Consider the following 10,817-nt stretch of genomic DNA (forward strand, 5'->3'; position numbering starts at 1 on the left):
GCGCGGGTCTCACCGCACAGACCCCCCGCGCGGGGGGGGCGCGCGCGGCGCCCCGACGCCCCCACGCGCCCCACACACCCAACGGGGGTTTGGTGGCCCCCCGGCGCCATTGTCCGACGGCGGGGGCCGGGGGCCGGCCCGGGTGGCGGTCGACGGTCAGCGGTTGGTCAGGACTTCGGTCCGCGCCGCGCTCGACCCGACCGAGGGGTAATCGTAGTCCGGCACCGGCGCGGGAGCCGACTTCCGCCGCCGGTCGACCAGGGCGCCCACCGCGGCGATCAGCAGGCCGAACAGCGCGACCGCCGCGACGAACACCAGGGCCGGCCGGTAGCCGTCCAGCTGCGCCTGCGGGCTGTCACCGCCGGCACTGCCAGCGGTGATCATCGCGGTCGCGCCGGCCAGGACCACCGCGGTGCCGACCTGGATCGCGGTGTTGACCAGGCCGGAGGCCAGGCCCTGCTCGTCGTCGCCCACGCCGTCGGTGGCGGCGATGTTCACCGAGGGGAAGGCCAGCGCGAAGCCCACGCCGAGCAGCAGCATCGAGGGCAGGACCAGACCCACGTACGAGCTGTGCTCGTCCAGCCGCAGGAACAGCGCGAACGCGCCGACCAGGGCCAGCAGGCCGATCGGCAGCAGCCGGCCGGTGCCGAAGCGGTCCACGATCGGGCCCATGAACGGTGCCGAGAGCGCGATGAAGGCGCCGGCCGGCAGCAGCCCGAGGGCCATCTGCAGCGCCGACCAGCCCAGCAGGTGCTGCAGGTAGAGGGTGACGACGAACTGGAACCCGCCGTACGCGCCGGCCATGGCGAAGGCGATCACGTTGGCCCGGGCGACCGAGCCGTTGCGGAAGATGCCGAGCCGGACCAGTGGGTGGGCGGTGCGGCTCTCCACCAGCAGGAAGGCGGCGGCCAGTGCGGCGACCACGACCAGCGAGCCGACGGTGCGCAGGCTCAGCCAGCCGGCGCCCTGCGCCTCGGTGGCGGTGAACACCAGCAGCAGCACGGTCGCGGTGCCGGTGATCGCGCCCAGCACGTCGTAGCCGCCCTTGGCGCGCTCCTCGGCGGGGCGGGGGAGCAGCCGGACCGCGAAGAACAGGGCGAGCAGCGCGACCGGGACGGGCATCAGGAACGTCCAGCGCCAGCCGACCGAGGTGAGCAGCCCGCTGAGCACCAGGCCGAGCGAGAAGCCGCTGGCGCCGCAGGTGGTGTAGATCGACAGCGCCCGGTTGCGGGCGGGGCCCTCGGCGAAGGTCGTGGTGATGATCGACAGGCCGGCCGGGGCGGTGAAGGCGGCGCTGACGCCCTTGAGGAAGCGGGCGGCGATCAGCAGCCCGCCGTCGTCGACCAGGCCGCCGAGCAGCGAGGCGGCGGCGAAGACGCCCAGGGCGACCAGGAAGACCCGGCGGCGGCCGAGTAGGTCGGCGGCGCGGCCGCCGAGCAGCAGCAGGCCGCCGTAGCCGAGCACGTAGCCGGAGACCACCCATTGCAGGGCGGAGGTGGAGAGGTGCAGCTCGGAGCCGATGGACGGGAGGGCGACGCCGACCATGGAGACGTCCAGGGCGTCCAGGAACATGGCGGCGCAGAGCACGATCAGGGTGCCCCAGAGGCGGGGTGTCCAGCTCAGCCCGCTGGTTGACGGGGCGTCGGGTGACGTGGCGGTCGCGGTGGTCATGGGGAGGACAGTACATGCGCGTGCATTCAATGCAAATGAATAAGATGTGAACACATAATTTTACGGCGCACATGCTAGGGTGGCACCGTGGCTGATCTCGACTCCCCGGCGGAGGCCGGTCTCGTTGCGCAATGGCGCGACCTGCTGGCCCGGCATGCCGCCACGGCCTGCATGCTCGATCGCGAGCTGGGTGACAAGTGCGGGCTGGGCGTGAGCGAGTTCGAGGTGCTGGAGCGCCTGGTGGAGGGGTGCCAGGGCGGCGGCCATGCGCTGCGGGCGCAGGAGCTGGCCCACACCGTCCACCTCAGCCAGAGTGCGCTGTCCCGGGTGATCGCCCGCCTGGAGAAGGGCGGGCTGGTCACCCGGGCGATGTGCGAGAGCGACCGGCGGGCCATCGTGATCACCCTGACCGGGACCGGTCGGGAGCGGTACGAGCAGGCCAGGCCGCTCCATCGTGAGGTGCTCGAACTGACCCTCGGTGCCCCGTTCGGGCCGTTGGACGAGTCGCCGACAAGCTGACCTGCCGGCAAGCCGTCCCGCCGGCAAACTGCCCCTTCGGCAACCTGACTCGGCGTCAATCCGGCGGGCTGGCGGTTGGGTTGGGCCTTTTCGGAGGGGTGAGCCCCTTTTCAGAGGAGCGAGGTCAGCCCCGGCGCGACGGCCAGCAGGACGGCTGCGGCGGGTGCGGAGAGGGCGACGACGGTGAGCCGCAGCCGGTGCGGGACGGACAGTCGCGGGCGGCCCGCGAGCAGCCGGTCCACTCGCCGCGGGGACTGCGCCAGGCCGGGCGGGCAGGAGCCGAACACCCCGCGGTCCAGGTTGAGTTCGGCCAGTGCGAGGGCAGTGGTGTGCCGGCCGTGCCGGCGCGCGGCCCGGTCGTCGGCCGCCAGCTCCACCAGCTCCTCCACCTGGGCCCGGAAGGCGCTGAACACGCCGACCCCGGGGAAGCCGGAGGCGAGCGCCTGGGCGCACTGCTGGAGCCAGTGGTGCCGGGCCCGGACGTGCCCGCGCTCGTGGCTCAGGACAGCGGCCAACTCCCGGTCGGTCAGCTGCTGGAGGGCGCCGGTGGTGACCACCAGGCGGGAGTCCGGGCCGGGCAGCGACCACGCCTCCGGGCGGATGTTCTCCAACACCACCAGCCGCTCCCGGCGGCTGCGGGCGGCCGCGATGGCCTCCGGCAATTCCGGTGCCCGGACCGTCAGTTGAGCATGCCGGTGGTCGCGGAGCGCCTTCGCGGAACGGACCTCGCGGGTGAGCGCCAGCACCGTCTGCAGGCCGCCCGCCGCCAGCACCGCGGCGCACAGCCGGCCCCAGCCCTCGGCGTCCTGGAGGCCGTACGCGGCCTCGACGCCGTGCGGGGCGCCCGAGAACACCAGGGCGCGCAGTTCGGGCAGCGCGGCGGAGGCGGCCAGCAGCAGGCCCAGGACGCAGCACAGCAGCACGGCCACCACCAGGCACTGCCATGCCAGCAGCGCCAGCACCGGTTCGCGCTCCGCCCAGCGGGCCCGGGCCAGCAGCCGGGGCGCGACGGTCGAGAGCAGCAGTCCGAGCAGCAGCAGGCCGATCAGGGCAGTCATCGCATGGGCTCCCCGAGTACGCACGGAACGCGACAACGCGCTCCCTGCCAACCTATGCGCTGATGACCTCCGGAGGAACGGCTTTCGACCGGCCAGTGACCAACGCCACGTCAGGGATGGGGTCTTGGATCGATCGGGGCTCACATGGTCAGGAGCATGGCGAACATGCCGATGCCCATGGTGAGTCGGCAGGCCCGGGGCAGCCCGGCGGTGCCGAGTGCCAGGGTCCCGGAGGGGGTGTGCAGGAGCCGGGTGCCGGCCCACAGGGAGTAGGCGCCGAAGTAGAGCAGGAGGGAGCCGGTCAGCAGCGGCGTGCCCGCGTCGGCGGCGTGGTGGTGATGGCCGGGGGTGGCGGTCATCGCGAGCGCCATGTACGTCATGGCGAGCGCGCCGATCGCGTGGTGCAGCCGGTGTGCCCGGCGGGCCGGGGCGCGTACGGCGGCGAGCAGGAAGGCGGCGGCGGGGAGGCCGAACACCCAGGCCCAGACAGTGGCCGGGACGGCGCCGCCGGTCACGGCCATGGCGGCCATGCCGAGCCCCATCAGGGCCTCGGCGGCGTCGGACTCCCGGGCGAGCAGGCGCCGGGCGCCGAAGTGGTGAGTGGTGCCGGCGGCGCAGGGGGAGTGGCGCAGCCGGGTGAGGCAGTAGGCCCCGGCGGTGGCGGTGAGGAGCGCGAGCAGCCAGCTGATCAGCGAGGGTCCGTGCAACGGCGGCCTCCCGGGGCGGCGGGGGCGGGCGGCCGGCGGTGATGTGGCGGGGGCGGCGAACAGATGACAGATGACAGATGACAGATGTCAGCGAACAGATAACGGATAACAGATAACGTCATCTGTTATCTGTTCGCCGACATCTGTCTCCCGCCCCTGCTCCTCGCCCGCAGCCCGCCACACCATCGCCCGCCGACCGCGGTCTGGACGGTCGTCCTGTCCACGATCACCGCTGTGGCCGGGGCGCGGGCAGGGCGCGCACCGGGGCGCACAGTGGTGCTCCCCGGTGTGCAGCCACCGGGCACACGCTCCGCCGCCCCGGCCGGCGCTCAGCCCGCGAGCCGCCCCGAGGCGACGACCCGGCTGAGGAACCGTCGCGTCCGCTCCTCCCGCGGATCGCCGAACACCTGCTCCGGCGGCCCCTGTTCGAGCACCACCCCGTCGTCCAGGAAGCAGACCTGGTCGGCCACCTCGCGCGCGAACCCCATCTCATGGGTGGACAGGACCATCGTCATCCCCTGCTCCTTGAGGTCGCGCACCACCGAGAGCACCTCCCCGACCAGGACCGGGTCGAGCGCCGCGGTGATCTCGTCGAGCAGCAGCAGCCGGGGCCCGGTGGCCAGCGCCCGCACGATGGCGACGCGCTGCTGCTGTCCGCCGGAGAGCCGGTCCGGGTACTCCTTCGCCTTGGCCGCCAGCCCGAGCCGGTCGAGCAGTCCCAGCGCCTCCGCCTCCGCCTCGGCCCGCCCCCGTCCGTGCACCCGGCGCGGGGCGAGCGTGATGTTCTCCAGCACGGTCAGGTGCGGGAACAGGTTGTAGGACTGGAACACCACGCCGATCCGGCGGCGGACGGCGTCCTGGTCCGCGCGCGGGTCGGTGATCTCCTCCCCGTCCAGGAAGACCGCCCCGTCGTCGATCCCCTCCAGCAGGTTGACGCACCGCATCAGCGTGGACTTGCCGGAGCCGGACGCCCCGATCAGCGCCGTCACCGAGTGTTCGGGCACGGCGAACCCCACGTCGCGCAGCACCACCTGGCCGTTGAAGGTCTTGCGCACAGACTCCAGCCGGAGCACGTCCCCGCTCACACCGCACCTCCCTGGAACTGCCGACGGTTCGTCCGGGCGGTCAGCCAGTCGGCGAACCGCGTCAGCGGAATGGTCAGCACGATGAACACCAGCCCCGCCACCAGGTACGGCGTGAAGTTGAACGACCGGGCCGCGATGATCTTGGCCGCGTACACCGCGTCGATCGCCCCGCCGATCGAGACCAGCCCGGTGTCCTTCTGCAGGCTGACCAGGTTGTTCAACAGCGGCGGCACGACCCGCCGCACGGCCTGCGGGAGCACCACGTACCGCATCGCCTGCGCGTTGGTGAGCCCGAGCGACCGGGCCGCGGCCCGCTGGCTGGGGTGCACCGACTCGATGCCGGAGCGGAACACCTCCGACACGTAGGCGGAGTACGTCAGCACCAGCGCCGCCCCGCCGAGCACCAGCGGATCGGTGGTCACCCCGCTGAGCCGCAGCGCCGGCACCCCGGTGATCATCACCAGCAGGCAGATGATCATCGGCAGCCCGAGGAAGAAGTCCACGTATGCGGTGGCCAGCAGCCGCACCGGGAGGAACACCGGCCCGCGCAGCGTCCGCAGCACCGCGAGCAGCAGGCCGAACACCAGGATCAGCGCGCCGCAGCCGAGCATCAGTTCCAGGTTGAGCCGCAGCCCCGTCAGCACCTCGGGCAGCGCCTGGCGGGCGTAGTCGGCGTTGAAGAAGGTCTTCCGAGTCACCTCCCAGCCGGGGGAGTTGACGACCAGCAGGTAGAGCGCGACCGCCATCGCCAGGGTCGACCCGGCGGCCGTCAGCGCCGACCGGCGGGCCCGGCCGCGCCGGTACGCCTCGTGTGCCAGCCGTCGTTCGGAGGGGCGGTAGCCGTCGTCGTCCCCCTTGCCCCCGCCGCCGTCGCGGCCCCTCCCGTCGCGACCCTTCCCGTCGAGGTCATCCCCGTCGAGGCTCTTCCCGCCCCGGCCCGTGGCGACCGACGCCGGACCGGCCGCCACCGCGTCGCCGCTCACTTGAGCACCGGTGCCGAGACGGCGTCGGAGAGCCACTGCTTCTCCAGCTTCGCGAGCGTGCCGTCGGAGCGCAGCGCGTCCACCGCCTGCGACACGCAGCCGGTCAGCTTCGAGCCCTTGTCCAGCACCAGACCGAACTGCTCGCTCTTCGACGCCCCCTCGAACTGGCCGACCACCTGCGCCTCGGGCACCTCGGCGCCGGTGATGTAGAAGGCCGTCGGCAGGTCCACCACGAGCGCCTCGACCTGGCCGTTCTTCAGCGCGGCCTTCGCGAGGTCGTTGGAGTCGAACACGGCCGGCTGGACGCTCGGCTTGATGGTGTTGGTGATGGTGTCCAGGCTGGTGGTGCCGACCTGCGCGCCCAGCTTGGCGCCCTTCAGGTCGGCGATGCTCTTCGCGCCCGCCGCCTTGGAGTTCTTCAACGCGATGACGGCCTGGCGCACGTCGTAGTAGCCGGAGGAGAAGTCGACGGCCTGCTTGCGCTCGTCACTGATGGACACCTGGTTGATGTCGAAGTCGAAGTCCTTGGCCCCCGGCGAGGTGGCCTTGCCGAACGGCGCGACCACCCAGCTGACCTTCTCCTTGGGGTAGCCCAGCTTCTCCGCCACCGCGAAGGCCACGGCGGACTCGAACCCCTTGCCGTTCTCCGGCTTGTCCTCGGTGAACCACGGGTCGTAGGCGGGCTTGTCGGTGCCGACGGTCAGCGTCCCCGCCGTCCGGGTCGCCAGCGCTCCCGGCGCGCAGCCCGCGGCGCTACCGGCCGCATCCGAGGAGCCCGAGGCGGCGGCCCCGTCGGACTTGGCGTCCTGCGGCGCGCACGCGGTCAGCGCGGCGGCCGCGGCGAGCAGCGCGGCGAGGGGCAGAGCGGCGGACGGCTTGCGGATGGTCATGGCAGGGCTCCAGTGAGGAAGGGCAGGGCGGGACAGGGGAGGCGACGGGGCGGGCCGGGGCCGGCCGCGGGCCCGGCGGGTCACTTCCCCCCGGTGGCGGCGCCGGAACACACACGGCATGGTCGGCGTACGGGCCCGCGTCCGCGGTGCCCTCCGAGCCGGATCAGCGACAGCGGCGGCAGAGGCCGCGCACGCGACAGCAGGCGTGACAACGAGAGGGCACCCGGAGCAGGCCGATGTGGCACTCGGTCACCGTGATCACCGCCGGGAGCATGGCGGGAGGTTCGCATTCCGACGGTGCATCTGTCCAGAACATCCAGATCCCTGTCCACATGGCGGACGCCCGGCCGGCGGGCCCGCGCCCCGGGGCCCCGCCCGGGCCTCGGCGGAGCCACGCCGGAGCTTTGTCGGTCGCGACCCCCTTGAACAGGAGAACCTTTCGTACTTATGGTGTCTCCGTTGAAATAACTCCTGTCGAAGTGAGTCCCCGATGCAGAATCTTTCGCCAAGGCTCGCTGCGGCGGCCGAGGCCCCGGTCTCGACCCTCGCCGGCCACCCGGCCTGGCTGCGCTTGAAGGAGGCCGTCGAGACGCTGCGCCCGCTGCAGTCCAAGGACGGCTCGATCGACCTGTCCGCCGTCCAGCGGCACACCGTCGACCCGCTGGTGGCCACCGTCCGCGGCGCCGTCGAGGAGCTCGCCCCGCTGTTCCCGCACGACGCCGCCTACCTGGCCGCCGTCGACGCGGACCTGGCCAAGTGGGCCGACACCGGCTACCGGGAGCCCGACTTCCTGGACTCGCTGCTCGCCTTCCACCCCGCCGACCAGCGCGAGGACGGCCTGGAGCACCTCGTCGTCTTCCCGATGTACACGCAGAACGGCAACCCGGACCGCAACCTGGAAGCCGTCCTGCTGAGCGTCGTGTGGCCCGACTGGCTGGCCGAGCTGGAGCGGACCCGCTTCGACAACCCGATGTTCGTGCCGATCACCTTCACCGACTTCACGGCCGGCTACGACACCAACTCCGCCGTCCTCTTCCCCGAGACGGTCGCCGTGCGCAAGGCGCCGGAACGTTTCACCTGGGGCGGCATCTTCTGCGACCGCGAGGCGGCCCGCTTCCGCGCCGTCACCACCAGCGCCGTCCAGCAGCTCGGCCTGGAGATCCCGGCCGACGCCGAGGGCCTGCTCAAGGACCAGGACCGCGCGCAGGAGACCTTCGTCCTGTGGGACCTCGTCCACGACCGCACCCACAGCCACGGCGACCTGCCGTTCGACCCCTTCATGATCAAGCAGCGCAGCCCGTTCTGGATGTACGGCCTGGAAGAGCTCCGCTGCGACCTCACCACCTTCAAGGAGGCGGTGAAACTGGAGGCCGAGGGCAACGCGCACGCCCGCGACGTCCAGTACGCGGTCCTCTTCGACCGTCTGTTCCGCTTCCCGGTCAGCGGCGACCGCGTCCGCAACTACGACGGCATGGGCGGCCAGCTGCTCTTCGCCTACCTGCACAAGCACGACGCGCTGCGCTGGCGCGACAACCGCCTCAGCATCGACTGGGACCGGGCCCCGCAGGTCACCAACGCGCTCTGCGCCGAGATCGAGACCCTCTACCGCGACGGCATCGACCGGCCCAAGCCGGCCCACTGGATCGCCGCCTACGAGCTGGTCTCCCGCTATCTCACCCCGCACCCCGCCTCCACCTGGGCGAAGGGCTCCGACGCGCTGCCGCTCGACATCACCGACGGCAAGGCCCTCAACAAGGCGCTGTGCGACGCGGTGCTCCCGGACGAGTTCCCGCTGAGCATGTTCTACGAGGCCCTGTCCAAGAAGCTCGGCGGCGTCATCGCCGCCACCGCCGGCATCACCGGCACCGGTATCCAGGGAGCCGCCGCGTGACCACGACCACCAAGTCCCCGCTGGCCGGCAAGGTCATCGCCGTCGCCGGAGCCAGCGGCCCGGCCGGCCAGGCGGTGCTGCGCCGCCTCACCGCCGACGGCGCCACCGTGATCGGTGCCGACATCGACGCCCAGCGCCTCGACTCCGCGCTGGACGCCACCCGCATCGCCGTGCGCGGGGCCAAGGTCAGCGGACAGGTGATCGACCTGCTCGACCCGCAGGAGGTCCACGACTGGGCCGACCACCTGGAGGCCGAGCACGGCCACGTCGACGGTCTGTTCCACCTGGTCGGCGGCTGGCGCGGCAGCAAGACCTTCTTCGACACCCGCCTGGATGACTGGGACTTCCTGCACGACACCGTCGTGCGCACCCTCCAGCACACCTCGCTGGCCTTCCAGCCCGCCCTGGTCCGCAGCTCCGCCGGCCGCTACGCGATGATCTCCGCCGCCGCGGCCCACAAGCCCACCGCCGGCGGCGCCGCCTACGCGGCCGCCAAGGCCGCCACGGAGGCCTGGACCCTCGCCATGGCCGACTCCTTCAAGAAGGAGACCACCGCCCCCGACGGCGAGCCCACCGCGGCGGCTGCCATCCTGGTCATCAAGGCGCTGGTCAGCCCCGAAATGCGGGCCGAGAAGCCGGAGGCGAAGTTCGCCGGCTTCACCGACACCGCCGACCTCGCCGGACACCTGGCGGGCCTCTGGGACCGCCCCGCAGCAGAACTGAACGGACAGCACCTGTGGCTGACAGCCCGATGACCGACCTCACCCGTACGGACGCGGTTCGGCGGCACGACCCCGCCGTCCGCGGCTTCGCCAGCGACAACTACGCCGGCGTGCACCCGGAGATCCTCGCCGCGATAGCCCTCGCCAACGACGGCCACCAGATCGCCTACGGCGAGGACGACTACACGGCCCACCTCCAGGATGTCTTCCGCCGACACTTCGGCGACAAGGCCGAGGCCTACCCCGTCTTCAACGGCACCGGCGCCAACGTGGTCGCCCTCCAGGCGCTGCTCCCGCGCTGGGGCGCCGTGGTCGCCGCCGAATCCGCCCACATCAACGTGGACGAGGGCGGCGCCCCGGAGAAGATGGGCGGCATCAAGCTGCTCACCGTCCCCACCCCGGACGGCAAGCTCACCCCCGAGCTGCTCGACAAGCAGGCCTGGGGCTTCGGTGACGAGCACCGAGCGCAGCCGCTCGCGGTCTCCATCACCCAGAGCACCGAGCTCGGCACCCTCTACACCGCCGACGAGATCCGCGCGATCACCGAGCACGCCCACCAGCTCGGCATGCTCGTCCACGTCGACGGCTCCCGCCTGGCCAACGCCGCCGCGGCGCTCGGCCTGCCGCTGCGCGCCTTCACCACGGACGTGGGCGTCGACGTGCTGTCCTTCGGCGGCACGAAGAACGGCCTGCTGCTCGGCGAGGTCGTGGTGGTGCTCAACCCCGAGCGGGTGCGGAACATCAAGTTCCTGCGCAAGACCTCGATGCAGCTCGCCTCGAAGATGCGCTTCCTCTCCGTCCAGTTCGAGGCGCTGCTCTCCGGCGACCTCTATCTGCGCAATGCCGGGCACGCCAATGCGATGGCCAGCCGGCTGGAGGCGGCCGTCCGCGGGATCGACGGCGTCGAGATCGTGCGCCCGGTCCAGGCGAACGCGGTGTTCGCGATCCTCCCGCGCGAGGTGAGCGAGCGGCTGCAGAAGCACTACCGCTTCTACTTCTGGAACGAGCACACCGGCGAGGTGCGCTGGATGTGTTCGTACGACACCACGGAGGCCGACATCGACGGCTTCGTGGCGGCCATCGTCGAGGAGATGGGCCGCGTCTGACGACGCCTGAACATCGGATCGCCCCTGCCCGGGACCCCGGGCAGGGGCGATTTGCATGTGGCGGGCCTGTCCCCGTACAGTTCCGGAGTCGCCGCGAGAGAGCGGGGGCAAGTGGAAAGCGAATTCCGATGAATGAAACTCCGGAAAACGGAGCGGAAAACATCTGATAAGCTTGAAACACGAAA

General features: G+C 72.0%; 10 protein-coding genes. 4 read left to right on the forward strand and 6 right to left on the reverse strand.

The window, feature by feature from the left end:
• Positions 1–156: 156 nt before the first annotated feature.
• Positions 157–1,671 (reverse strand): MFS transporter, encoded by a 1,515-nt coding sequence (locus tag ACFV61_RS19805; RefSeq protein WP_363377255.1) that lies wholly within the window; start codon positions 1,669–1,671, stop codon positions 157–159.
• 87 nt (positions 1,672–1,758) lie between these two features.
• Here ACFV61_RS19805 and ACFV61_RS19810 point away from each other — a divergent pair, with 87 nt between their 5' ends.
• Positions 1,759–2,190 (forward strand): MarR family winged helix-turn-helix transcriptional regulator, encoded by a 432-nt coding sequence (locus ACFV61_RS19810; protein WP_380492955.1) that lies wholly within the window; start codon positions 1,759–1,761, stop codon positions 2,188–2,190.
• A gap of 110 nt (positions 2,191–2,300) precedes the next feature.
• Here the strand turns inward: ACFV61_RS19810 and ACFV61_RS19815 are convergent, their stop codons facing one another.
• From ACFV61_RS19815 to ACFV61_RS19835, 5 genes are all read right to left on the reverse strand, one after another.
• Entirely contained in the window at positions 2,301–3,248 is a 948-nt protein-coding gene (locus tag ACFV61_RS19815) for a M56 family metallopeptidase (protein WP_380492957.1), read from the reverse strand.
• A gap of 140 nt (positions 3,249–3,388) precedes the next feature.
• Positions 3,389–3,955: a DUF5134 domain-containing protein gene (locus ACFV61_RS19820; RefSeq protein WP_063350136.1), complete on the reverse strand. Its 567-nt coding sequence runs from the start codon at positions 3,953–3,955 to the stop codon at positions 3,389–3,391.
• Between the two features lie 329 nt (positions 3,956–4,284).
• On the reverse strand, positions 4,285–5,040 hold the full coding sequence (locus ACFV61_RS19825; protein WP_363377259.1) for an amino acid ABC transporter ATP-binding protein: 756 nt from the start codon (positions 5,038–5,040) through the stop codon (positions 4,285–4,287).
• The gene (locus tag ACFV61_RS19830) at positions 5,037–5,858 is read right to left on the reverse strand and encodes an amino acid ABC transporter permease (protein WP_244293715.1); all 822 of its coding nucleotides are present in this window, start codon (positions 5,856–5,858) and stop codon (positions 5,037–5,039) included. The genes ACFV61_RS19825 and ACFV61_RS19830 overlap by 4 nt, the downstream gene beginning before the upstream one ends.
• A 161-nt stretch (positions 5,859–6,019) precedes the next feature.
• Positions 6,020–6,913: an ABC transporter substrate-binding protein gene (locus tag ACFV61_RS19835; protein WP_380492959.1), complete on the reverse strand. Its 894-nt coding sequence runs from the start codon at positions 6,911–6,913 to the stop codon at positions 6,020–6,022.
• Between the two features lie 490 nt (positions 6,914–7,403).
• Between ACFV61_RS19835 and ACFV61_RS19840 the strand changes: the two genes are divergently transcribed.
• The 3 genes from ACFV61_RS19840 to ACFV61_RS19850 are packed head-to-tail and all read left to right on the forward strand — an operon-like array spanning position 7,404 to position 10,632.
• Positions 7,404–8,804, forward strand: coding sequence for a DUF6421 family protein (locus ACFV61_RS19840; RefSeq protein ID WP_063350139.1), 1,401 nt, complete (start codon positions 7,404–7,406; stop codon positions 8,802–8,804).
• The gene (locus ACFV61_RS19845; RefSeq protein ID WP_107452964.1) at positions 8,801–9,559 is read left to right on the forward strand and encodes an SDR family NAD(P)-dependent oxidoreductase; all 759 of its coding nucleotides are present in this window, start codon (positions 8,801–8,803) and stop codon (positions 9,557–9,559) included. Before ACFV61_RS19840 ends, ACFV61_RS19845 begins: the two co-directional genes overlap by 4 nt.
• Complete coding sequence (locus ACFV61_RS19850) at positions 9,556–10,632, forward strand: threonine aldolase family protein (RefSeq protein WP_380492961.1); 1,077 nt, start codon at positions 9,556–9,558, stop codon at positions 10,630–10,632. Before ACFV61_RS19845 ends, ACFV61_RS19850 begins: the two co-directional genes overlap by 4 nt.
• Positions 10,633–10,817: the final 185 nt, after the last annotated feature.

The sequence above is a fragment of the Kitasatospora sp. NPDC059817 genome (assembly GCF_042731835.1).
GTDB lineage: Bacteria > Actinomycetota > Actinomycetes > Streptomycetales > Streptomycetaceae > Kitasatospora.

Coding starts and splice junctions, on each gene's coding strand:
- ACFV61_RS19805 (WP_363377255.1), bottom strand. CDS start 1,671: ATGACCACCGCGACCGCCACGTCACCCGACGCCCCGTCAACCAGCGGG.
- ACFV61_RS19815 (WP_380492957.1), bottom strand. CDS start 3,248: ATGACTGCCCTGATCGGCCTGCTGCTGCTCGGACTGCTGCTCTCGACC.
- ACFV61_RS19835 (WP_380492959.1), bottom strand. CDS start 6,913: ATGACCATCCGCAAGCCGTCCGCCGCTCTGCCCCTCGCCGCGCTGCTC.
- ACFV61_RS19840 (WP_063350139.1), top strand. CDS start 7,404: ATGCAGAATCTTTCGCCAAGGCTCGCTGCGGCGGCCGAGGCCCCGGTC.
- ACFV61_RS19850 (WP_380492961.1), top strand. CDS start 9,556: ATGACCGACCTCACCCGTACGGACGCGGTTCGGCGGCACGACCCCGCC.